This window comes from Streptomyces sp. NPDC056738 (genome assembly GCF_042790435.1).
In the GTDB taxonomy this organism is placed as follows: Bacteria; Actinomycetota; Actinomycetes; order Streptomycetales; family Streptomycetaceae; genus Streptomyces.
In genome coordinates this window covers 1-23,031 of the sequence record NZ_JBHTZF010000026.1, presented here as the reverse complement: position 1 = coordinate 23,031, position 23,031 = coordinate 1, and the positions used below count along the sequence as shown (strand labels likewise).

Genomic DNA, 23,031 nt, shown 5'->3' with positions numbered 1-23,031 from the left:
CGCGGCAGGGGGCAACCTCGTGACGGGGAAAAACGACTTCGCCACGAGGCCATAGGAGAAGCAGCCCTCACGTATGCGCGTCTGGGGGGTCACGGGGTGTCGCCGAGATGAGCGTCAAACCCGCCAAAAACGATCTTGAATGTCAGTGCTGCCGTCGGGCGGCGGGCGGCGTTCGGCGACGTGTCGGGCGACCGCGTCGACATAGGCATTGCCGGTAGCGTGATCGCCTGCCGCATGGAATGGCCATGCGTCCGTCCGGCCCGTGCGAGGGATTCCGGTGGCGAGCGATGGGGCCGCGATGAGCGAACTGGCGAAGCCCGGAATCGAGATTCCGGAGGGTGACGCGCCCACCGAGTTGACGATCCGGGACCTCGTGGTCGGGGACGGCCCCGAGGCGAAGCCGGGCAGGGTCGTCCAGGTTCACTATGTAGGGGTCACGTTCGCGTTCGGAAGAGAGTTCGACTTCTCCTGGGAGCGGGACCGGCCGTTCAAGTTCGCCGTGGGCGGCGGCAGGGCCATCAAGGGCTGGGACCGGGGAGTAAGGGGAATGAAGGTCGGCGGCCGGTGCGAGATTATCGTTCCCCCCGTCTCGGTTAGGGCCAGCAGTCACCCTCTCTGTGGATCCCGGCGGGCTCGACGCTGATTTTCGTCGTGAACCTGCTCACCGTCATGGGCGGGCCTGCCGGAGCGAGGCCCGGCTCGACCGGCTCGGCCTGAACCTGGCGCTCTTGAGGGACCGGGACACCCCGTCGCTGCCACGTAAGGACGGCTGCACTCCTCGAAAGGACACCTCCTCAACCCCGGCACGCGAGATGACAGCCCTCCACGGGCGCGGCACCTGGGTCACCACCGGCCGCAAACGGCCACCAGGCGCAGAGCTGAACCTGCTGACGCGCATCTGCGTGGACTGGAGCACGTGCAGCGCCGGCATCCAGACTTCCTGGCCCTCCCTCTCGGAGCCGGTGAGGTCGCCAACAGGTCGTGGTTGCCTGCGCGCCGCCTTGTCGCCGCGCACGGCGGGCATACGGCGTCCGCCGTGGGCGGGGTTCTTCTCCTGCGGCAAGCCGGTCAGCGGGGACGAAGGCGCTGGGCGTCGGCACGCGGCCCATGCCGAACTTGGCCTGGAGCCGGCCCTGACGGCCCCTCCGGGATGCCGCCCGTGCCTACTCCTGCGGCTGGCTGCCAGGAGCCGAAGGGGATGGGGGCCAGCATGGATTCTCATGCAAGTGAGGTGAAAGCTTCAGCCGAAGAGAGGGAAGCGAGCGGCGTCGGGTTGCAGAGCCTGCCGTTCCGTCTCCGTCAGAGGCACGCGGCCGGTGCCCGCCATCGCATAGTGCTGGTCGTCCCAGTCCAGCGGGACGGGGCGGCCCAGGAGTCCGTCGAGGACGGAACGTACCGAGGAGAGTCCGGCCGGGGACGGTTGGGGAGCGGAGGGAAGGGCGGTGGTGAGATCGAGGTGGTGGATAGTCGCTTCAATGGCGAGGGTGGTCATCAGATCACCGGAAGTCAGCACATGGCCTTGGGTGGATACATACCGTTCTGGATCGGCTAGGGCAGCGGCCGTCACGGTGGCCGCCGCGGTCTCCAGGTACAGCTCACGCAGTTGATGGAAGTCGAGAAACATGCTCGCGTTCACCCGGGCCCAGCGTCGGCCGTTCGCCGCGCCCACGGTGTCGGGCTTCCAGTCCTGCCAGTACGTGACCGCGTCCCGGTCCGCTGGGCCGGATGACGGGGTGTGCAAGGCGACCAGTCCGCGCTGGGCGTCTGCGAGGCAGTGGAAGACCAGGTCTCGAACTGCCCAACCCGTACAGCCGGTGGGCAGCCAGGAAGCCTGGTCTTCGAGGCGGGCTACTACAGCGGCGAAAGCCTCATATGCGCTGCGCAGCACCTGGGCCGGCTTCGTGCAGTCCTGGGAACCTTCCATCATCAGGCCAGCCTAGAAGGTCCCCGGTGCCGCTGGCCGGGACGAAACTGCCGGCCAACGGATATGACCGAGGCGGCCACTAACGACTCCTAATCAGCACGCGCTCGAGCCGCAGCGCGTGGGCGTCGCTTAACAGGATCCGTCCGTGGCGGTCGCTCTGTTCGAACTGATGCCAGCTCATCTCCCTTGCCTCCCCGGCCGGTTGCCGTTCCGGGTCCGCGTCCGCGAAGCAGACGGCCAACTGTTGAACCGTCTATTGAAGGATCGTTGAACAATCCATACTTTGGAGCGCGTGCACCACAGCCGACGGTTTCGTCGAAAGGGCCAGCCGACGAGGTAGCGCGCGGCGTCCTGGTCAGCGGCGAGCTGCTCCGTGGTGCAACACCGGCCCAAGCCATACACGGCCCGTCAGGCCGAAACCCAACAGGATGGCTCACCTTCAAAACGACAGCGCGGATCCCGTGTGGCTTTGGACGTCCGCCCTGGGGCAAGTGACAGGGCGGCCGGGCTCACGAGTTCACACTGCCTCATTCCGGTTCGAAGCAGAGATGCGGTAGAGGACGGCCCTTCGGCTATCTCCATGGATTGGCTATAGTGGGTCTATGGCTACGACGACGATCCAAGTGTCCCGCGAAGTGAGAGATCACCTGGCCGAACTCGCCAAGGAGCGGGGGCTGAGCCTGGGCCAGCTGGTCGAGGCCTTGGCGGCTGAGCAGCCCACCGCTGCGCAGCGCGCTGAGCGTCTGGCGGCCGACCGGGATGTTGTACGGCGGCTCGTGGGCATTGAGCTGACCGACGAAGACTTTGAGCAGGCTCCGGACGTTCTGGGCAACATCTACAAGATTGCTGCAGAGAAGGCTCGTTCGGCCCGGGACACGGCTGCGTGATCATTCTTGATACGAGTGCCGTGCGGGCTTTGGCGGACGGGCACAAAGCATTGAACCTGCTCGCCGGCAACATGGCCCACAGTCCCCATGAGCAGCTCCGCATCCCTGCCCTGTGCCTCATGCAGGCTGAAGCCGATGAAGAACATCTGCACCGGCGTGTGCTGGCCTTCTCTTCCGTTCTTGTCGATCCCCTCGACACGCTGGCCGCCACCACCGTGGGAACCATGATCCGTGACGGCTACGGCGGCCCTGACACATGCCACGCGTTGTACTGCGCACTGCCGCGAGCAGAGTTCACCGGCATGTCGATCCTGCTCACCGAGCACGAGGACCGCTACCCCCCGGGCGTCGTCACTGTCGATATCAATTCACCCGGAATGCTCGGCTTCCACTGAGGCCGAGCATCTGCAATTCCCCGGCCGGCCTACACGACCCCACGAGTTGGCGGGGGAGAGGGAAGACGTCCTCGACGACTCCTCGGCGAGGATCGGGCCACCGGCGGCGATCCGGCCGACGAGCGGTACGTACGACGCGGCCGGCTTGCCCGCGGTGTCCGTCGGCTGCACCGACGACTGGTCCGAGCCCCGCACCTCGTAGGCACGAGGGCAGTGCGGGTCGCGCCGCAGGAAGCCCTTGCGCTCCAGCGCCATGAGCTGGTGCGCGACGGAGGAGGTGCTGGAGAGGCCGACGGCCTGCCCGATCTCCCGCATCGACGGCGGGTAGCCGCGGCGCTGCACGGAGTCCCGGATCACCTCGATCACCCGGCGTTGCCGGTCCGTGAGTCCCGAGCTGTCGGCCCGGATGCCTGGACGTCGGTGTATGAGCCGTCGGAGGTCACCCACTACGCGTTCGCCGGTGCTGTTGACGCTGATCTTGCGGGGCTTGGCCTGCTCGGTGATCGGGATATGGAGCGTTCAGGGCGCAGGCCTCGGGGTCCGCGGAGATGTCTCGGTGTCGAGGGTGTCGACCGGGGCGAGCTAGCGGGAGAAGATGCCGGGCCGGACAGTGCCTACCGGCATCCGCGTTTCGCTCATGTCAGGTCGCGGGCAGGGGTGGTGGGCACGGGCCGAGTGGCGATCTCCTGCGCTTCGCGCGCGTCATGCCGAACATGCACAGGAGGCGGACGGCCAGTTGATCGGTGATGCGCTCGGCGTCGAGGTCGGGGCGGATCTCCAGGAGGTGGAGCACGCCGAGCAGGGCGCCGCCGGCCATGGCGACCGCGGGGCGTGCGTCGTCGATGTCTAGCCGTCCGTTGTCGGCGGCTGTCTGTAGGTCCCGCATCGCGAGCGGGGCCAGGCCGCTGTCGGAGGTCAGGTAGGGCATGCCGGTGCATGAGGATTCTGGCGATTTGCGGGTGGGTGCGCTGCAGGCGGCCGGTCAGACGGACGCTGGCGGCGAAGATCTCCGCCGGGTCCTTCAGGTCTCCCACGGCGGAGTCCAGAAGTGTGCCGTGTTCCTCCAGAGTGCGGGCGACGGCGGCTTCGAACAGCTCGTCCTTGCTGGTGAAGTGGTTGTAGAAGGAGCCGAAGCCGACGTCCGCCGCCTCGGTGATCTCCTGGATGCTCACGTCGGCCCGCCCCTGCTCGGCGAGAATCAGCTGCGCGGCGGCGACTAGCGCGGCTCGCGTGCGCGCCTTGCGCCGGTCCAGGCGATTTGGCGCGGGTTTGGGCGTTAGATTGTCGGCTCCGCCCTGTCGGTCGGTACTCTGTGGGCGCCGAGCCGGTACGCGTACCCGTTCGGGTCACACGGATTTCGGGCTGTGTCTCGTTGCTCACGACATGAGAATGCAGGACGTATCGAGCATGCCCGCCGGTCGAGACCTACCCGCAGGATCTCCGTCGCCTTACAACAACGATCAAGCCCGCCTCGCGCTGCGGGGTCTGCTGGACGATGCCTTCGCCCGCTTGCTGTTCCTGTACCCCCTTACCCATCCAGGCCGAACATCCCAGATTCCCAATGCTCCGCACACAACAGGGACAGATGCTGGCCGGGAATCGGTGAGGCGGCCCGGCATCGGAGGGTGAGTCGGCGCCGGACCGCAACGTCAGCCTGCATCAGCGAGAACGCCAGCGCCACGCGGATGCGGCACAAGGGGGAGAGGCTCGAAGCGGATGCGCCCTTCCGAGGGCAGACGAGTGGGTCTTGCCGGTGGCCGACGACTGTCTTGGGCGAGTCGTCGCCCCGGAGGCAGACGGCTGCGGGACGATTCGGTCGTCACTTCGTCTCTCACTTTCAGATTTGGCGAGGGCGGCTCTCTGCCGTTGTGGCCAGCGACGGCAGGACCAGGCGGTCGCCTCTCCACGTCAAGGCGACCGCCTGCAAGTCGTCCAGTCACGCCCAACATCGCCCGTCCGGCCACCTCCGGGGATAGACAGCGGCATTCCTTTCGCCGGGGCTGCCCGCTCGCTCGCTAGGACGATCTTCTAAATCCGGTGACAGACGCCGACGGGTCGGGAGAGCCACCTCGGCCATTGTGGTCGCCCCTCGCTCCCGACGTCTGGAAGGACTCCTCGAAGCCAGGCTGGACGCCTCTCATACGCCCACTTGCTGCGCTGAAGACGAACGCTGTCTGCGAGTCCAACGCCTTGGAGTTCGGCTGGGTGCACGGTGCATGCTGGGACCAGATCCTGGGCATCGCCTACAGTGATCACGATCTGGTCGTGTTCTACGAGAACGCCGCCATCCCGGACCCCGATGAGGTCCTGGACGATCCGCGGTGGGTAAGAGACGCGAGCAGGCATGTCCGGACCCCAGGGACGGCTGCGGCACACGCTTCGGCCAAGCGTGGGGACCGCCTCGATGGAGCTGCCCACTCTCGGCAGTTCACGGCCGACGGCAAGCCGAGACGATGCACCTTCCCCTGGGCCGGCCGGTGTTGTCAGTGCCAGGCCCTAGGGTGCCGGGCATGGCCGGTTCCTGGACACGACTGCATGAGCACCTCGGTGCTGCGCCCGGCCCCGTGGATTTCGGCATGGTCGCCAGGGCTGCCGCCGACCGGCTGGCGGAGTCCGACGACTTGGACTGGAAGGAACAGCTTCCGCAGCCCCCGCGTGAGGGCCGTTGGAACGGACTGGCCAAGGACGTTGCCGCGATGGCCAACACCCGCGGCGGCCTGATCATCTTCGGCGTGCGGGACACCACGTGGGAACTGGTCGGCATCGACCCGGGCGCGGTGAACATCGAGCAGTACGCCCAGTGGGTCCGCGACCACGTCCAGCCCTACCTGCCCGACCTCACCTTCACGGTCCTCACCTCGGCCGACGGCGCCACCAGCGTGCTGGTCGCCGACGTCCCGGCCAGCCCCATGGCCCCCCACCTCGTCTACGGCACCGCCGCACGGGACAAGGACCAGCAGGCCGCCGTCGCCCCCTACCGCGACCGGGACCACACCGCCTGGATGGCCGAACACCAACTCGAACGCGCCTACCGCGACCGCTTCACCCGCGCTCAGCGCACCGAGGACGAAGCACACCACCTGCTCGCCTACGCTCAGGAGACCGTGTCTGCCCAGCAAAGGGAGCCGGCCGCCTACTTCTTCGCCCTGGCCCGCCCCGAGCGCCCGCTGCCGCGCACCGCTCCGCGTCTGACCCGCGAGGAAGCCACCGCCGTGGCCCAGGCCGGCCGCTGCCAGGGTGGTGATCCGATGCGGCCCGGCCCCCTGGCCAGTCTGGAGATCGTCACCGGCAATCCGCGGCCCGGACTGCGCCGCTGGGTTCTGAGCACTCTGCTGTTGCAGGGCGCCCGCGAGGTCCACGCCGAACTGCACCACGACGGGACGGTGCTGCTGGCCGCGAACGCCTCCTGGCACGCCGCACGCAACCTGGCCGCCGATGACCTGCCCGACGCGGGCGTCGCGGTGTCCCAGAACTTCATCGGCGCCTGCTGCCGCGACCTGACCACCACTGCCTGGAACCTGGCCCGTCGGCTGCGGGTGGACAGCGCTGCATCTGACCGCGACGCTCACCGCCCTCACTCCCTCTCCCACGACACCGACGCCAGCCCTGGTCCCGGTTATTACCAGTTTCGGCGGCTTCACCGATGTTCCCGACCACGCCCGCCACCCCCGCCGGATCCAGCCCGTCACCGCCTCACTGACCCCGCTCGACGAGGCCGAAGCCCTGCCAGAGACCGCACAGGAGCTGTTCACCGATGTGATGAACCAGTTCGGCCTCGACCCGCAGCTCTGAAGCCCCCCAATACCGCCCCCGAGATGAAACGAGCAGACCCTCCGTGTTCCAGGACACCCCGATCTACAGCCGCCTCATAGCCGAGCGCGGCGACATCCCCGCCCAGGTACGCGGTGAAGCCGACCGCATACACCGCCAACTGGCACAGACGATGCGCCTGCCCGTACCGCACGGCACACCCAGCCCGGGCCCCGGCCGGCCGGCCGTCGCGCCGTGACCCCGGCAGGGCCACCGTCGTTGTCCTGGCTGGTGCCGCCTGTCGCGCTGTGACGGTGCCCGGCCGAGTGCCGCTTCAGCCCACGACTGACGCGGACAGGTGGGCCCCGGGCGCGCTGCGGCCGGTACGCGGCCGGCTCCAGCGCCATCTCGATGCCGTCGCCGCTGGTGAGGAAGACGCCGACCCGACAGGGTCAGCGGAACCGCGGGCGCCGCACCCTCATCTCTCTGGTTCTGGTTTCCACCACCAGCCAGGAGTTTTGCGACGTTCTTCCCAGACCGACGGAGCGCCGTCCAAGGTGGCTCCAAGACTGTCACTCAGTCGCGATACTGCCATCCGTAGACGTTCTAGCTCGTCTGGCATTTGCTCTTCATACAGCCATGCATATTTCTGGGCGTGCTCAGTCTCTTCATCGCACCGTGAGGAAAGGCGCCGGTGAAGCGACTGTCGGGACACCTCGAGGCGCCCGGCCATGGCGTCCCATGACATGCCAGCCTGGCGCAGGACGGCGCAAGAGAGCGCTTCCAGTCGAGCAGATCGATGAGCCATACCTGAGCCGTAGTTGATGGCGTAAGACGGTCCGTGCAGCGGGTCGGCAACAGCTACCGCGTCCTCTGCCACCTCTATCGCAGCATGGGCAAGGGTCAGGAGAAGGTTGCGCATACGCTCGTCAGTGGGTGACTGCATATCAGTATGCTGCCTGCTCCTTGTCAGCAAAGTGCTGACAAATGCATAGACTCCCGCAAGCCATGCTGGAAGCGAGAAGGGCGGCTGCCTGTTTGCCCAGGAGCCGCCCGTAGTCATCGCGTCCAGAGGAGACCCAGTGACCAAGGCCAAGGTTACCGAACCCCAGGCGATCGACGAGGAGGAGGAAGGGGCCGTACGCCCCGACGGGCGACGGAAGGTCATCCCCTTCCACAACTGGGGGATCGCAGTGATCGCTATCGCTGTCGTGATCAAGGTTCCCGCAGATCAGCTACCCGCAGCACTACCTAGCCTGGCGGGACTGGTGGCCCTACTCATGGGAGGGGGCAGTACAGCGGTGAGGTATAGCAACCGTTTGAACCGCAAGTGACCTTTCCTGGCCGCTGGCGTCTCGGTGACCAGCCGTAGAAGCTTCAGAGACCGTCCGGCCCATAGTTCGCATCCAGTGAGTCAGGGGCTTCGCACGCTCGTCGGTCGCGTCCCACGACTGAGGGGCCCCTGATCGGACAGGCATCACCTTATTAGCTCGAAAGAGGCCGGGTCTGCGAGCGACGATGCGAGGTGCTTGTATGGATTAGCGGGTACTTGGACGCTTCAGGCTGAGACGTTTTGTTCGATCGCTGCCGCCGGGCGTCACTGACGCAAGCGTGGGTGCCGTTTTCTAGAGATCCGACCCTAAATCTGTCCGACGTGGGTATCGGTTTGTCCTGACCCGATGCGAAGCGGAGGATGAAGTGGACTGGGGACAGTTCGGACAGAAGCTAGCAGCGATGGCGCAGGACCTCCTGGCACAGGATTCGCTCGACGCCACCCTGCAGCGGATCACGGAATCAGCTGTGGAGCTGGTCGAGGGCTGCGATGCGGCGGGCATCCTCGTGCTGCACGACCACGAGGTGGAGACTCTCGCGCCGACCGATTCTCTGGTGGTCGACAGCGATCGGCTCCAAGCGGAGCTGGGGCAAGGCCCGTGTTTCGACACGGCTCACAGCGCGGAGGGGGAGCGGGTCTTTCGGATCACCGATATCACGGAGGAGAGGCCGCGCTGGCCGCTGTTCGCCCCACGAGCGTTCGAGTTGGGCGTGGGAAGCATGATGGGATTCCTGCTGTTCACCGATGTCGAGGAATTCGGTGCGCTGAACTTTTACTCACGCAAGACCGGCTCTTTCACCGCGGACAGTGAACAGGCCGGCCTGCTGCTTGCCTCCCACGCGGCGATCGCCTTTTCGAGCGCCCGTACCCATGCCCAGATGGAGCAGGCCATTGGCACCCGCCACGTCATCGGTGAGGCCATGGGCATCCTTATGGGCCGACACGACCTCACCGAAGACCAAGCGTTTGACGTGCTGCGCCGTTACTCTCAAGAGACCAACACCAAGCTTCGTGAGGTCGCCCGCCAGGTCTGCGACTCGGGTGGTGTCCCGCGCATCCCACCCGGCGAACACCCGTTTCACAACCACGACGACCGTCGAAGCTAGGGACTCGCTGTACAGCAGCGAAGTACAGCAACCACCACATGCAGCCCCGACCGCCATCGACCCTGAGCTTCTATCCGACCGCATGATCAAGCTCCCGACCCGTGCCACGGCCGTGCCAGAACAGGCGGGGAACAGCGGAGAGCGGCAGACACTGGCGTGAGTCGGGAACGAGAACGGGACGGTTGAAGACCCATACGGAGCTGGGCATCTGCGCTGCGCGCTGAGGTTCCGCATTGAGACCGTCCGCGCCCCGCGGGACCAATGGCTGCGAGGGCGGGTGCCGCCTCGTAGGCTGCGGCCATGACCGAGATCCACACCCCGACGCCCCGCGAAGCCTTCGACCTGCTCATGGCTGGCAACCAGCGCTTCGTCTCAGGCACTCCCGAGCACCCGAACCAGGACGCGACGCGCCGCACTGAGATCGCACCGTCCCAGCAGCCTTTCGCCGTGCTGTTCGGGTGCTCCGACTCCCGGCTGGCCGCCGAGATCATCTTCGACCGCGGCCTGGGCGACCTGTTCGTGGTCCGCACTGCCGGGCACGTCGCCGGTACCGAAGTCCTCGGGTCCATAGAGTTCGGCGTGAGCGTCCTCAGCGCGCCGCTGGTCGTTGTCCTCGGCCACGACTCGTGCGGCGCGGTCGCGGCGGCTTGCTCCGCCCTGGAGAACGGGCAGACGCCGGGCGGTTTTGTCCGGGACGTTGTCGAACGGGTGACCCCGAGCGTGCTGGCAGCCCGGGCCGCCGGACGCGACACGGCCGAAGAGATCCTGGCCGAGCACATCGAGCACACCGTGGACCTGCTGCTGGAACGCTCCCGTATCCTGGCCGACGCGGTCGCTGCGGGCCGCCTGGCCGTGGTGGGGCTGTCCTACCGCCTGTCCGACGGCAGCGCCCAACTGGTCGCCACCCGCGGCCTCGACGCGGCGGTCCCCACCGCATCCTGACCGCGCCGGCCGTGGGCACTTACGCGGAGGGCCGGGGCCCCGCTGCCCGGCGGAGCCGGTTGGCGACGGCCAGCCCCAGCCCCTCCTCCACGGGCAGGGACGCGACGATGAGGTCGCACCCTTGTCGGTCGAGTTCACGCAGGAACCCGTACAGTCCGCGCGCGTAGGCGTCCAGTGAATCGGGCAGGGCCACCATGGCGTGCGCCTTCACCGCTGCGTCGGCGAGGCACGGGGGCAGCAGGACGCCCACCTGGTGCCCCGTTGCCTGGGCGAGCTCGGCTTCGGCGACGACTTTCTCCGGCTCGGCGAGGAGGACCCGCGCACGCGGCGCGTAGTGCGACGGGTGCTGGCCCGGCACCCGGACATCGCTCGTAGCCGGGACCGCGACCGGGTGTCCCAGCACCGCTTCGAGGTCCTCACGCGTCACCCCGCCTGGCCGGAGGATGCTCGGCATCTCGCCCGTGACGTCGACGATGGTCGACTCGACGCCGACCTGGCAGGAGCCGCCGTCCAGGACGAAATCGACGGCGTCACCGAGCTCTGCCCGGACGTGGTCCGCGGTCGTGGGGCTGACCGAGCCGAAGCGGTTGGCGGACGGGGCCGTGACACCGCCGCCGAAAGCCGACAGCAGCGCGAGAGCCACAGGGTGGTCGGGCACACGCACGGCCACCGTCTCCAGACCACCAGTCGCCTCGAGCGGCACGCGGTGGCCGCGACGCAAGACCAGGGTCAGCGGCCCGGGCCAGAAGTGTTCGGCCAGCAGGCGCGCGGTCGCGGGCACCTCCTCGACCCAGTCATCCAGCTGGTCAGCGGCGGCGATGTGGACGATCAGCGGGTGAGAGGGCGGCCGGCCCTTGACCTGGAAGATCCGCGCAACGGCGACGGGGTCCTCGGCGTTCGCGCCCAGACCGTAGACGGTCTCGGTCGGCAAGGCCACCAGGCCTCCCGCGCGCAGCACACCCGCTGCCCTCTCGATGTCAGTGGCTATTGTCGTCACCCTTGTACTTCTCTCTCACGGTTCCGTTCACCACGTACCTGATCTCGCCGTCCCATGACGACGAAGCCCATGCGCGCCCCACAGCCCTCCATGATGCCGCGCAGGCCGATGGCCCCGTCGACCGGACCGACATCTGTGCAGGCCTCGAAACAGATCGGACCGAACGTGGTGCGGCCCCGAGAGCCGGGCAGGTACCGGGGTCGCCGGCCTGCACAGGTCCATGAAGGCTTTTACGACCTGCACACGCGTCATCCCACCAACGCCACCATGCCGGCCTGGACACGCCCGGCGTCAACTCCGCGCCGCCCCCGCCTGAAACTGTGCCCCTCATGCAGTCGCTGCCCAGGCTGTGCCCGCCGACTTGGTCACCGACGCCACCACGGTCGACGCCTTCAACGCCGCATGCAATCAGGCCAAGCGCCCTAACGCGGTGTTCATCGCCGTCGAGAACCAGAGCCAGCGCTGGACGGGGAAAGCTGACGCACTGACTGTCGCCGACAAGGCGTACGACGCAGTCCGTGGCGCCGTCTCCATCTGATACGCGCCCGGGAGATCCGCTCTGACTCCTCTCGGTCTCTACGCGTACAGCACGAAGCAGACAGAGCCAGCGCGCCAGACGTCGTCTGACAGGCGCGACTTTGCGGACATGACTCAGGGGGCTCGATGAACCGTCGAGTCGCTCTCACTCTGTCCGTTCGGGACGGACATCCTGGAGACCGATGCTCCCGGCAGCACATCTGGCGTCGCCCCCAGCCGGACAGTTCGGAGTCGGCGTCCCGAGGGCGCGGCGCTACGCGAGATGGTCGCCCCGCGGGCACTCTTCCACCTGTCGACAGGGCACCGCTTGCGTGTGCCTGCCTGCGGACTGGTCCGCAGCGCCCTCTCCTGAGGTTCCTACGTGAAGGTTCTGGGACGGCCGCCCTTGTACTTTGGATAGAGCGAGTCGAAGCCGTTCGCGTTGAAGTTGTGGATCACGTCGCGAACCCGGTCCGCGCTGGTGAACGTCACCGCAGCGGTCTTGTCCACCGGCATGCCCTGCGCGGACAGCAGCACCGTCTGCGCCCGCCGCCAGGTCACCACCGACCCGGTGCCCCGGCGAACGATCCGCAGCAAGCGCCGCCCCTCGTCGTCATCGATCGCCAGCACGCGCAGTCTTTCAGCCACGTGATCATTCTGGACGCCTGAGCCACCTCGGGCGGTCAACCGCAGCCCTTAGCTCCTACGATTCGAGTCATGGCTCGTTCTGACGATGGGCAGCCCGCGTTCTGGGATGCCGGCAGCAACTACGGGGTGCAGCAGTCACTGACCGACCAGGCTGTGCGTGACGCAGAGCGGCTGCTCGATGTCACGCTCCCTGGCTCGCTGCTTGATCTGTTGCGCGTTCAGAACGGCGGCCAGGTCACAGACGCTCGGAACGCTTTCCGGACAGACAGGCCGAGCTCATGGAGCGAGGACCACGTCCCGTTCGACCATGTGATGGGCATCGGCCACCGCGAAGACACGGTCTCGTTGCTCGACAGTCCCTACCTCGTCGAGGAATGGGGTTTGCCCTCACCTGTCGTGCTCCTCTCGGGTGACGGTCCCTGCTGGATCGCGCTGGACTACCGGGCTTGCGGCCGACACGGGGAACCTTCCGTCGCATGGTTCGACGCTGACTTCAGCGTGGAGCTGACCCTCGCCGCGGACTTCGGATCCTTCGTCGCGGGCCTCACCTCCGCCAGCGACTTCGACTGAAGCGCCACCGGGACTCACCCGGCTGACCTCGCGAACAGTGGGACAGTTCCCGCCCGCGTCCCAGCAGGGCGAACGTTGCTTGATGCGGCACTAGTGCCGCGGTCGCGGCACCCGTCAGGGTCAGTACCCGGGCGGCGCGCAGCCGCGTGCCCGCGCGTCCTTCGCGCCAGGTCTCGGCGACCATGCCGAGGCGTAGTTGGGCCGCCTCGGCGGAGCGGCCGTCGACCGTCACCATGCACTCGCTGTGCTCCTCGCCGAGTGAGCCTTTGCCACTGCCTGGTCCTGCGAAGACTGACGGCCGGCCCTTGAAAAGGAGCCCGTAAAGCTGGCTCAACTCCAAGCCCTTCGAGGTAGATCTGCCCTGGGAAAGCCGCTCTGCTTGATCGGCTTCGACGACTGCCCCGGGCCCACCCACCCCAGACGAGACGAGAGGGAGATCCTCAGCATGGACTCCGTCCTGCACGCTTCGGGTCAGCATCCGCACGACCGTCTTCAGCTCTCGGTGAAGACGCGCACCGCGTCGGAGAACTCCTGAGAGAGGGCCGCCTCGCAGCCGTCGCAGTCGTACCGATCCCGGATTCGCTGCTCTTCGCGATCGCCGGCTCCGCGCTTGCGCTTGGTGTCGCGCCCGAGGACACCCTGATGGTCAGCGACGACCGGCAGGCAGACCGCGGAGCGGCGACGCTGGATGCGCGGTGCACCCGTCGACCTTCTGCCCGTCGCAGACCGCCCGGACGGGCTCCGTCCGGTGCTCGGACTGACGGGCTGACCGGGAGCCCGAAGCTCAGCCCAGATAGCCCTCGACCTGCGACGACGACCTCGGCTGCGCCTCATCCGGGTTCTCGCCGAACTCGGACTTCGCGCGCCGCTGGCGCAGCAGGTCCCAGCACTGGTCGAGCTCGCGCTCCAGCTCCGCGAGGCGCGCGTGCTCCGTGGAGCTGTCGATCTCACCCGCCGCCACGGAGTCACGCAGCCGTCGCTCGTCGGCCACCATCGCCGTGATCCTGCTCAGGATCTGCTCTTGATCCATGTCCGTACGCCTCCTCGGGGCTCCAGGCCACTCTATGAAGAACCCGAGGTCTCGGCGAGCGAGAGAGACGGCTTCGCGGCGGGTTGCACGGCTCGGCTGCCACCCCTACTCGCCCGACCGCCGCGACGCCTGCCCCGACTGCTACGCCGGGGCACCAGCGCCGTTTCGCGGTGGTGGTGCTGGGCGAGTGCATGGGCTGTCTCGGAAGTCCATGACCGCCGATTGGCTCGATCAGTGACCACAGTTCATCCGACACTACCCACGGTCGCGACTGACGTTTCCCCACGATCAGACCAACCACCACCCCAGCTGAAACTCGCATGATCAACAGCTTCTGTCAGGACCTCTTAGCTTCGCATTTATCCCTGCGGCGTCTTATCGTAGGTCTTGGGGCTGTTTTGACTGCGGGATGGCGGGTGGCTGGGCCTCGTCGGGTGCCTTGTGGACGACCCGTGGAGCGTCCGCAGCGTTGTGGCAGTTTGGCCGGTGTTCCCACTGCTGTCTGAACGTGACGAAATCGTCGGCAAACGCGGCCGTGTGTGAGCTGGGTCTGCGGCAACGGCTGTTCCCAGGGCAGCCGTTGGTCGGCTACCAGTCGTCGGGCAAGGCGGAGTTGGGTGTAGGCGGTGATGACCAGCCAGGTCCATCGGTCGGCCTGCTCCGGAGTGCGGGGTCGGGGCAGGATCCAGTTCAGGGTCGGGCGGGCGAACCGGAAGGTGCGCTCGATGTCGAACCGGCCGGCTGCCAGCAGGGCGTCGGTCAGCTCGAACAGCGCATCCCCCGCCGGGCCAGGCAGTCGTACCAACCCCTGCGGAACGGTGCCAAGCCGGCCTTGCGATGGCCGTTCCATGTCCCGGCTACCTAGCAGCCAACCGTGCTCGACCAGAGAGCAGGGATAAAAGCGAAGCTAAGAGGTCCTAACAAAGGCGTTGGACGTGCCGGTGGGTGATCAGGCAGGTGGCGAGGCCGAGGAAGGCTTCGTGGATGTCGTCGCGTCGCTCCCAGCGGATCCGCAGTCGTCGGAACCCGTGCAGCCAGGCGATGATGCGCTCCACGACCCATCGGAAGGTGCCGAGGCCGGAGCCGTGCCCGACGCCTCGTTCGGCGATCACGGGTCGGATGCCGCGGGCCCAGAGCAGCCGACGGTACTTGTCGTGATCGTAGGCGCGGTCGGCGAGGAGCGCGTCGGGTCGGCGTCTGGGCCGGTCGACGGCGCCCGCCACGGCTGGGATCTTGTCGATCAGGGGCAGCAACTGGGTGACGTCGTTGCGGTTTCCGCCGGTCAGCGACACCGCGAGCGGGATGCCCTGGGCGTCGGTGACGACGTGGTGCTTGCTGCCCAGTCGTGCGCGGTCGACGGGGCTGGGCCCGCTTTTGGGCCCCGTCGAGCGGCCCGCACGTGGGAGGGGTCGATCACCGCCCGCGACCAGTCCAGCTGCTTCGCGGCCCGCAGCTTCCTCAGCAGCACCAGATGCAGTTGATCCCACACGCCGGCTTCGTTCCACGCGGCAAGACGCCGCCAGCACGTCATCCCCGAACCGAAGCCCAACTCCTGGGGCAAGTACTCCCATTGGATACCGGTATGCAGCACAAACAGGATCCCGCACAAGGCCTGCCGGTCCGGCACCCGAGGTCTGCCCTCCACCAGCTTCGGACCCGGCTCCGGAAGCAACGGCTCGATGAGCGAGCACAGTTCATCCGACACGATCCACGGCCGCGACTGACGTTTCCCCACGACCGGACCAACGACCACCCAACCCGAAAGTCACATGATCAACAGCTTCTGTTAGGACCCCTAAGAGAGGCCCGGGGATGCACTGGAGGGGCGTTCCGGGCCGCCTATCAGGATCAGCCGGGTGTGTCAATTTAACGGCTGATCTTGGTTGTTGAGTGGTCAGTTGTTGCTCGGGGTCAGGCGACCCTCGAAGGCGATCTGGAACGCGTTCAGGGGTGCTTTCCAGCGCATGGTCCACCGCTTGCGGCCCTTGCCCGTCGGGTCCAGGCTCATCAGCGCCATGTAGATGCACTTGAGGGCGGCGGCCTCGTTGGGGAAGTGGCCGCGGGCGCGGACAGACCTGCGGATGCGGGCGTTGACGCTTTCGATCGCGTTCGTGCTGCAGATGACCTTGCGGATCTCGACGTCGAAGGAGAGGAAGGGCACGAACTCGGCCCAGGCGTCCGACCACAGCTTCACGATCGCCGGATACTTCCGGCCCCATGCCTCCTGGAACTCCAGGAACCGCTCCGTCGCCGCGTCCTCGCCGGGTGCGGTGTAGACGGGCCTGAGGGCCCCTGCGACCTTGTCCCAGTCCTGACGGGCGGCGTAACGGAACGAATTCCGCAGCAGGTGAACCACACACGTCTGGACAATCGTGCGAGGCCAGACGGCCTCCACCGCATCGGGAAGGCCCTTGAGCCCGTCGCAGACCAGCATCAGCACGTCGTCCAGGCCGCGGTTCTTCAGCTCCGTGAACACGTGCAGCCAGTACTTCGCGCCCTCGCCGCCGTCGCCGGCCCAGATGCCGAGGATGTCGCGGGTGCCGTCCACGGTCACCGCCATCACCACGTAGATGGGACGGTTCGCGACCTTCCCGTCCCTGATCTTGACGTTGATGGCATCGACGAACAAAACGGGGTAAACACGGTCGAGAGGACGGCTCTGCCATTCCGCCATGCCGTCCATGACCTTGTCGGTGATGGTGGAGATGGTCTGCTTGGACACCTCCGCCCCGTAGACCTCGGCCAGGTGAGCGGCGATCTCCCCATGGGTGAGGCCCTTCGCCGAGAGCGACAGGACCATCTCGTCCACGCCCGTCAGCCGCCGCTGCCGCTTCTTGACGATCTGCGGCTCGAACGTGCCCGAGGTGTCACGCGGGACCTTGACCTCGACCGGCCCGACGTCGGTCAGCACCGTCTTGGCCCGGCTCCCGTTGCGGGAGTTGCCGCTGCCCCGGCCGCCGGCATCGTGCTTCTCGTAGCCGAGGTGATCGGTGATCTCACCTTCCAGGGCCGATTCCAGGACCCGCTTGGTCAGCTGCTGCAGCAGCCCGCCCTGCCCGGTCAGCTGCAGTCCCTCCGACCGGGCCCGTTCCACCAGCATCGCGACCAGCTGCTCGTCGGACACGGGCTCAGGCTGCCCCAACAGGGCACTCTCGACAGGCTCCACGGTCTCCAACTCCACGGCGGTGTCAGTCACTTGACGTCTCTCCCATGATCGTCGGATCCGCCGTTAGATTTACACTCCCGATCAGCCTTGCCTTGAACGCCCAGCGCCGCGATACCGGCAGGCCAGACGGGTGACGGGTATTGCTGAAGGGAGGGTGCGACCCGGGCCTGCAGAGCCTGGCTCTGTTCACGAGAACCGGCCCTCTGGCACAGCTGTTGTGGGGCGTCAGCAGTGGCAGTGCACTCGTACAAGGATCGTGTCGTGAGGCAGCTGCGACAGGTGTGCCTCGCTGCCAGGCCAGACAGGTGGCCCGGAGGGTTCGTGAGGACACGAGTCCGGGTCGCAGTACGCGTGAAGGGCGCCTCCGTCGCTCTCCCGCCACCAGCCGTCCACGGTGAGCACGTCGGTCTCCCACGGAACGGCACGGCCCGATCCATGGACCGCACCGCCGGGACCCACTACTTCACCCAGGATCGCCAGAACTCCGTCAGCGCCGTATACGACGCGGCAGGCGCCGACAACTACCACTACACCTACAGCGCCTGGGGCACCCCCACCGGCAGCGCCACCATCACCGGCGGCCAGGCCAGCACCTTCGGCTAGACCGGCCAGTACAAAGACCAGTCCCTGCCCGACCGCCTCCAACTCCGAGCCCGATCCTACGACAGCACCCAGCGCCGCTTCACCACCCAAGACCCCGTGGCCGCGGACGCCGACAGCCCCAACCAAGGCGGCCTACAACTACGCCGACAACGATCCTGTCAACCTCTCCGGTAACTGCCCGATGTGCATCGGCGCAGCCATCGGCGGCGTAGTCAGCGGCGGTGTCTACGCATTCACGCACCGGGACGACTTCGACTGGGGTGACTTCGCCGCCGCCACCGGCGAGGGAATGGCCGTCGGCGCAGCTGGCGGATTCCTCGCCCCGGCCGGCGCAAGCCTGGCGACGCAACTCGGTTTGCAAGGCGGACGAGCTCTTGCGGTCACTGCGGTCACCGACGCTGCGATCGGCATGGGCTTCACCTGGGCTATCAACACCGCTCAATGCCAGCCCACCCCCCCCCTCGACCTCCTCGTCGGCGGCCTCACGGGCGGACTCGGGAGTCTGATAGGACCGGCCTGGCGGTGGGGCAAAGGCCTCTTCGGCAAGCCTTCGACAGTTCCAAGGGGCTTCGGGCCCGGTGCCGCCCGTACAGGTGATCCAGCATTGCTGCCGAAGGGGGAGATAAGGTAACCCCTTCGCACTCCGGGAGGATGCGGAAGCAGCAGCGTTTGACCTGGCTGGTGTGCCGTACGGGACTTTGCCTGATGCCGAATGGATTGTCACAGGAAACGTCAAGCTTTCTCATGTGCCCGGATATTTTTACTCAAGCAACCCGACTCACTGGGGCCGTTTTCGGCAGTTTGAAACCGTGAACGGGTCGAGGGTCATCGTTGAGCACACCTTCGACAGGGCCGGAACGCATTTTCATGCGGGGCAGCCTAAGGTCGTTCCGAGCAGGACTGGCGTAAACTTTGGATGGGAAAATTCGCCAGGTGTGGGGCGGCGCTACAAGGACTATGCGAGGTACGGGAAGATGAACAAACCCGGCGGCGATCACCACTTCTTCTATGTGAATGGTTGGGGAACATGGGGCTGATCCGGAAAACGCTCAGGGAAACGGTAAATCCATGAAGCTACCGTCAAGTCGTGTACGAGCAGTGCTTGATTCGGTCGGTCTTCAGCTATTTGTCGATGAAATTCCATCAGTAAAATTCACTGCGCTCGAATCTCTTCAGCTCATGGAGAGTGCATATTCACAACCGGTGGCCTCTGTCAAGAAATCTTCGCTAAATGCGGTGGAGGAAATTGGCGAAGAATGGTGTCGTGTGGCAGAACGTGCAGGGCTGTTCGGGGCGGGCGGGAAGTTTTTCGTACTACTGGCCGGTGATGAAATCGACGATGTGGGATGGTTGTGTGTGAAGGATCTGATCGGCGCGAATCTACCCGGCCGTCTGCTCTCCGAAAATGGGTCAATTGAGTTTGTTGCCATGTCCGGAAACGGCAGGGTGGTCTGTTCTGTCATGGATGAAGGAGACGACTACTGGGTGCTCAGCGAAGAGGTCCAGTGACATCGGCGCCGCAGTTCATGAACTACGAGTTTCCGTCCACTCGGCGCAACGAACGGCGGAGTCCCTAAGCATGACCTGAGCCGAGTACGGGCTACCGAATGAGTTCTGCCTGCCTCACCGCACACTCCTGGCTGAGCGCAGGCAGAGCCAGCCCGTAACGCAAGCACGGGCAGGGGAGTTGGCCCCGGCAGGACAACTACGTCACCTCCACGTCGACGAGATCGACTTTGCACCGATGGACGACGCCACCGAGCGGCTCGCCTTGCTAACGCTGCAGGAAGCACGCGCCCTGCTCCAGCTCCTGCTGACGATCGCGCAAGACAGTCATCCCCTTTCTCCGCAAGCGGACCGGCTGGCTCGGGAGATCGCCGCTCGGATCCCGTCAGAGAACTGACCGTCGCACCGCCCGGCTTGAGGCCTTGCACACTGCACCCGGGCCGGCAGCGAGCGCGCGGCGCCAGCGAACCAAGGGATCGCGGACGTAACCCGAGCTGCCGAAGCCCGCCGCTGGTCTGGAGATGACCGGCATGCTCGGATCCGGCGCACACACGTGGCCGGGATCTGCCCGCCCCGCACCACACGCCACACGGAGCCGGTGCGGCCGCATGTCCGGTAAGCCGGACACTTTTCTGTCCGTGCGACCACCTCAACGCACGACAGGAGAACATCGCAGCATTGGTGCACGCCGTGAACGCGTAGTTCCATGTATGGCGCCGCTCAACGCGAGGTCAAGGAAAAGCCAATTCGGGGTGCACGTTGGCGGCGAATGGGGGTATCCGCTCGCCCATACGGACGAACACACCGGGAGGGGTCGTGGCGGACAGCGGGGTCGCAGAAGCGAGACCGGCGGCGAGTCAGGCGGAGGGTGCCCAGGAGGCGCAGCGGGAGGAGTCCGAGGCCGAGCGGGCCGACCGGCAGTGGAACGAACTGATGCAGGAGATCCGGGTCGCACAGACCGGTGTCCAGATCCTCTTCGGCTTCCTGCTGAGCGTGGCGTTCACCCCGGCCTTCGGGCACCTGTCGCACGCGGACCGGTTCATCTACATCACGACGGTCGTCCTCGGCGCGACGGCGACAGGCGCCCTCATCGCGCCCGTCCCCTTCCACCGGCTGATCTCCGGCCGCAGCATCAAGGCGCAGGCGGTGCGCTGGGCGGCGCGGCTCATCTTCCTCGGCCTGGCGCTGCTGGTCGCCACGCTCACCTCCGCCCTGTTCCTGATCCTCCGGGTGGCCACGCACGACGGCTTCGTACCCTGGCTGGTGGGCACGGTGGTGGCCTGGTACCTCGCGTGCTGGGTCGCGCTGCCGCTTTGGGCACGGCACCGGTACAGCACGGTGCCGGAGGAGCCCGCCGGCTGACGGGACACGGCCGCCGCCGACGGCTTGAAGTGTGAGCCCCGTCCTGGAGTCGCTGTGCAGGAACCCGAGGTCAGGAGCCGGTGACACCCACCATGCTTCGAGCGCTACTGGTGACAGAAGCGCGCCGATCTGGTGACAGCCAACGTGCTTTGCCGGTCGAAGTCGCAGGCCAGCGGATACCGATGGTGACAGCCAATGCGCCTTGGCGCACCTGGGTGCGGCTGTCCCTGGCCAACACCCGCCCCCAGGAACGCCGTTCCGCCTGCGCGGGTGTGGGTGGCAGGGCCGGGACGGAGGGGAGCGCGGAGCCTGTCGCCGTGCCGCCGGCTGTTCCGGCGCCACATGATCACCGGCAGCCGGTCCTGTTCGAGCCCGCCGCGCCTGGTGACAGCCTCCACTGGTGTGCCGCTCGATCTGGTACGTCCCGCCGGCTGGAGGCAGAGCCGGCCCGCTGGGGGACCTGCACGGCTGGACGCGCTCGACGCTGACCCGCGCCCGGCGGGTCCAGCGGATCCTGCTGGCCATCCAGGTCACCCCCGGCGGACCCGTGCCGGCCGGCGTGCTCCAGCAGCTCTCGGGCAAAAGCCTTGCAGCCCACCTGCTGCGTGGGTTCCTCACCGCCCACGGTTCCTCGAGGACGACCTCCTTCAGACCCTCGAGGTCTGGCTCGCCCGCCAGATGGCTGCTCTCCCTGCGCTCAGGGTTTGCCGGCTTGCACACCCGGCCAACTCCGTCGTGGCGCGGTAACCGCCTGTCAGGTCATACGCCTGAAGGATCTCCCTGCTCTTCCTTACCCGCCCTGAGCCGCCCAGAGCGGACTTTCCCGAAGCAGGCGGGGAAGTCCTGACCAGCCGCGCGCGGGGAACCTCGAGGCCGCCAACGGGGCGCTAAATGGCTGCATATGGGGAACTTGGCATGGCCGCCGCCACCGGGCAGCGGAAGCCGAATTCTCAGCAGCCGCGCGACAGGATCGCTCGCAGCGCGCGATCTCTCGCGAAACGACATCCGCCGGCGACAGGCATGCCACGACCCTGCTGGCAGCGACTGCCTTGAGAACGTCGGCTACTGACTTCGCGGTGGGGGTTGCCCAGCCACATGAGGGGAGGGTTTGTGTCGGGCGCCGGGCTCCACCGATGAACGACGCGGCGGCGCTGCCCACGTCGAACCGTGGGGGCGCCGCCGGTGTGTGTGGCGAACGAGTGGGCTCAGTGGGTGGCGAGCATGCCTTCGCGGAGCTTGGCGAGGGTGCGGTTGAGGAGGCGGGAGACGTGCATCTGGGAGATGCAGAGGTGTTCGCCGATCTGGGCCTGGGTGAGTTCATCGACGAACCGCATGTGGATGATGCGGCGTTCGCGGTCGTCGAGCTGGGCGATCATCGGGGTGAGGGCATGGAAGTCCTCCACCAGTTCGAGGGCGTTGTCGTCCACTCCGATGAAGTCGGCTAGTGCGGTTTCGCCGTCTTCGCTGGACGTGATGGCGGCATCGAGGGAGGTTGATGTGTAGCCGTTGGAGGCCTTTCGGGCCTCGATGACGTCCTGCTCCGACAGTGACATCAGCTGGGACAGTTCATGGGTGGTGGGCGTGCGCCCGAGCCTGCTGCGGAGTTCTTCCGTGGCTTTGGCGAGCTGGACGCGGGCTTCCTGGAGGCGTCGGGGGACGTGGACGGCCCAGGAGGTGTCGCGGAAGAAGCGCTTGATCTCACCGACGATGTAGGGGACCGCGAAGGAGGTGAACTCGACTTCGCGGGACAGCTCGAACCGGTCGATGGCCTTGATCAGTCCGATCGTGCCGACCTGGACGATGTCCTCCATCTCGTCCTGGCCGCGGCTGCGGAAACGTCCCGCGGCGTACTGAACGAGGGTGATGTTCATTTCGATGAGGGTGTTGCGGGCGTACTGGTACTCGGGTGTGCCCTCTTCCAGGACGGCGAGCCGGTCGAAGAACAGCCGGGACAACTGCCGGGCATCCTTGGGGGCGATCTGGGAAGGGTCCGCTATCTCGGGCAGCACCTCGGTGCGTGCTTCTGCTGTCTTCGTCACTGCCATATCAGGCCCCTCCTGCGTGATCCAGCCCTTGATCGCCGGCTCCGTGCACGCCGGCGACAGACGGTGTACCCGGGTCCGAACAATGCATGCCGGCAGATTTTAGAACGGACTCAGCGCGCCCGAGCGACCACTTGGCGGACGGTCTCTGGCGCACGAGAAGTGGGGGCGGGCGGGGGGGGGCCCGGGGGCCCCCCCGCGGGGGTGGTGGGTGGGGGGACAGTCCCCCCGGGGGCGGGGGGTTTGTGGCGCCC

Annotated in this window: 20 protein-coding genes and 3 pseudogenes; 14 read left to right on the top strand and 9 right to left on the bottom strand. The window is 66.9% G+C overall.

Annotated features, from left to right (window positions below; translation table 11 throughout):
- Positions 1-298 precede the first annotated feature (298 nt).
- Positions 299-717: pseudogene (locus tag ACFRIC_RS39810) on the top strand (FKBP-type peptidyl-prolyl cis-trans isomerase).
- A 523-nt stretch (positions 718-1,240) separates the two neighbouring features.
- On the opposite strand, the gene ACFRIC_RS39805 reads toward ACFRIC_RS39810, so the two are convergent.
- Positions 1,241-1,927 carry a maleylpyruvate isomerase N-terminal domain-containing protein gene (locus ACFRIC_RS39805; RefSeq protein ID WP_382796692.1) on the bottom strand — a complete coding sequence of 229 codons (687 nt, stop codon included), beginning with the start codon at positions 1,925-1,927 and terminating at the stop codon, positions 1,241-1,243.
- A 599-nt stretch (positions 1,928-2,526) separates the two neighbouring features.
- Between ACFRIC_RS39805 and ACFRIC_RS39800 the strand changes: the two genes are divergently transcribed.
- Positions 2,527-2,811: a hypothetical protein gene (locus ACFRIC_RS39800; RefSeq protein ID WP_382796691.1), complete on the top strand. Its 285-nt coding sequence runs from the start codon at positions 2,527-2,529 to the stop codon at positions 2,809-2,811.
- Positions 2,808-3,206 (top strand): hypothetical protein, encoded by a 399-nt coding sequence (locus ACFRIC_RS39795; protein WP_382796689.1) that lies wholly within the window; start codon positions 2,808-2,810, stop codon positions 3,204-3,206. The genes ACFRIC_RS39800 and ACFRIC_RS39795 overlap by 4 nt, the downstream gene beginning before the upstream one ends.
- On the opposite strand, the pseudogene lexA reads toward ACFRIC_RS39795, so the two are convergent.
- Together lexA and ACFRIC_RS39785 are read right to left on the bottom strand one after the other, a co-directional pair.
- Positions 3,199-3,683: pseudogene (gene lexA, locus ACFRIC_RS39790) on the bottom strand (transcriptional repressor LexA); the annotation flags it as partial. The gene ACFRIC_RS39795 and the pseudogene lexA overlap by 8 nt on opposite strands.
- Positions 3,684-3,846: 163 nt before the next feature.
- A complete protein-coding gene (locus ACFRIC_RS39785; RefSeq protein ID WP_382796687.1) occupies positions 3,847-4,134 on the bottom strand; it encodes a hypothetical protein in 288 nt (95 codons plus the stop codon).
- 1,582 nt (positions 4,135-5,716) lie between these two features.
- On the opposite strand from ACFRIC_RS39785, the gene ACFRIC_RS39780 reads away from it, so the two are divergent.
- From ACFRIC_RS39780 to ACFRIC_RS39765, 4 genes are all read left to right on the top strand, one after another.
- Positions 5,717-7,078, top strand: coding sequence for a helix-turn-helix domain-containing protein (locus tag ACFRIC_RS39780; protein ID WP_382796685.1), 1,362 nt, complete (start codon positions 5,717-5,719; stop codon positions 7,076-7,078).
- 960 nt (positions 7,079-8,038) lie between these two features.
- Entirely contained in the window at positions 8,039-8,290 is a 252-nt protein-coding gene (locus ACFRIC_RS39775) for a hypothetical protein (protein WP_382796683.1), read from the top strand.
- Between the two features lie 400 nt (positions 8,291-8,690).
- On the top strand, positions 8,691-9,395 hold the full coding sequence (locus ACFRIC_RS39770) for a GAF and ANTAR domain-containing protein (RefSeq protein ID WP_382796681.1): 705 nt from the start codon (positions 8,691-8,693) through the stop codon (positions 9,393-9,395).
- 300 nt (positions 9,396-9,695) lie between these two features.
- Positions 9,696-10,337, top strand: a complete 642-nt coding sequence (locus tag ACFRIC_RS39765) for a carbonic anhydrase (protein WP_382796680.1) — start codon at positions 9,696-9,698, stop codon at positions 10,335-10,337.
- A 19-nt stretch (positions 10,338-10,356) separates the two neighbouring features.
- On the opposite strand, the gene ACFRIC_RS39760 is transcribed toward ACFRIC_RS39765, so the two are convergent.
- Complete coding sequence (locus tag ACFRIC_RS39760) at positions 10,357-11,334, bottom strand: L-threonylcarbamoyladenylate synthase (RefSeq protein ID WP_382796678.1); 978 nt, start codon at positions 11,332-11,334, stop codon at positions 10,357-10,359.
- 361 nt (positions 11,335-11,695) lie between these two features.
- Between ACFRIC_RS39760 and ACFRIC_RS39755 the strand changes: the two genes are divergently transcribed.
- Positions 11,696-11,872, top strand: coding sequence for a hypothetical protein (locus tag ACFRIC_RS39755; protein WP_382796676.1), 177 nt, complete (start codon positions 11,696-11,698; stop codon positions 11,870-11,872).
- 359 nt (positions 11,873-12,231) lie between these two features.
- On the opposite strand, the pseudogene ACFRIC_RS39750 reads toward ACFRIC_RS39755, so the two are convergent.
- Positions 12,232-12,498, bottom strand: a pseudogene (locus ACFRIC_RS39750) (helix-turn-helix domain-containing protein); the annotation flags it as partial.
- 69 nt (positions 12,499-12,567) lie between these two features.
- Here ACFRIC_RS39750 and ACFRIC_RS39745 point away from each other — a divergent pair.
- The gene (locus tag ACFRIC_RS39745; RefSeq protein ID WP_382796675.1) at positions 12,568-13,068 is read left to right on the top strand and encodes an SMI1/KNR4 family protein; all 501 of its coding nucleotides are present in this window, start codon (positions 12,568-12,570) and stop codon (positions 13,066-13,068) included.
- A 784-nt stretch (positions 13,069-13,852) separates the two neighbouring features.
- Here ACFRIC_RS39745 and ACFRIC_RS39740 read toward each other — a convergent pair.
- The 3 genes from ACFRIC_RS39740 to ACFRIC_RS39730 form a co-directional block, all read right to left on the bottom strand.
- Entirely contained in the window at positions 13,853-14,098 is a 246-nt protein-coding gene (locus tag ACFRIC_RS39740; protein WP_382796673.1) for a DUF2630 family protein, read from the bottom strand.
- Positions 14,099-15,015: 917 nt separating this feature from the next.
- Positions 15,016-15,833 (bottom strand): IS5 family transposase gene (locus ACFRIC_RS39735; RefSeq protein WP_382796671.1). Its coding sequence is split into 2 segments (ribosomal slippage): positions 15,016-15,482 and positions 15,482-15,833, totalling 819 coding nucleotides; the frame shifts between segments, so codons are not numbered across the junction.
- A gap of 159 nt (positions 15,834-15,992) precedes the next feature.
- Positions 15,993-17,198: an IS256 family transposase gene (locus tag ACFRIC_RS39730; protein WP_382796792.1), complete on the bottom strand. Its 1,206-nt coding sequence runs from the start codon at positions 17,196-17,198 to the stop codon at positions 15,993-15,995.
- Between the two features lie 501 nt (positions 17,199-17,699).
- Between ACFRIC_RS39730 and ACFRIC_RS39725 the strand changes: the two genes are divergently transcribed.
- The 5 genes from ACFRIC_RS39725 to ACFRIC_RS39705 all read left to right on the top strand — a co-directional run bounded on the left by ACFRIC_RS39725 (position 17,700) and on the right by ACFRIC_RS39705 (position 20,735).
- Positions 17,700-17,867 (top strand): hypothetical protein, encoded by a 168-nt coding sequence (locus ACFRIC_RS39725; protein WP_382796669.1) that lies wholly within the window; start codon positions 17,700-17,702, stop codon positions 17,865-17,867.
- Positions 17,868-18,550: 683 nt separating this feature from the next.
- A complete protein-coding gene (locus tag ACFRIC_RS39720; protein ID WP_382796668.1) occupies positions 18,551-18,904 on the top strand; it encodes an HNH/endonuclease VII fold putative polymorphic toxin in 354 nt (117 codons plus the stop codon).
- A 61-nt stretch (positions 18,905-18,965) separates the two neighbouring features.
- On the top strand, positions 18,966-19,376 hold the full coding sequence (locus ACFRIC_RS39715) for a hypothetical protein (RefSeq protein ID WP_382796666.1): 411 nt from the start codon (positions 18,966-18,968) through the stop codon (positions 19,374-19,376).
- Between the two features lie 178 nt (positions 19,377-19,554).
- A complete protein-coding gene (locus ACFRIC_RS39710) occupies positions 19,555-19,770 on the top strand; it encodes a DUF6417 family protein (protein ID WP_382796664.1) in 216 nt (71 codons plus the stop codon).
- Between the two features lie 419 nt (positions 19,771-20,189).
- Entirely contained in the window at positions 20,190-20,735 is a 546-nt protein-coding gene (locus ACFRIC_RS39705) for a DUF6328 family protein (protein WP_382796662.1), read from the top strand.
- A 1,205-nt stretch (positions 20,736-21,940) separates the two neighbouring features.
- Here the strand turns inward: ACFRIC_RS39705 and ACFRIC_RS39700 are convergent.
- Positions 21,941-22,780, bottom strand: coding sequence for an RNA polymerase sigma factor SigF (locus ACFRIC_RS39700; RefSeq protein WP_382796660.1), 840 nt, complete (start codon positions 22,778-22,780; stop codon positions 21,941-21,943).
- Positions 22,781-23,031 lie beyond the last annotated feature (251 nt).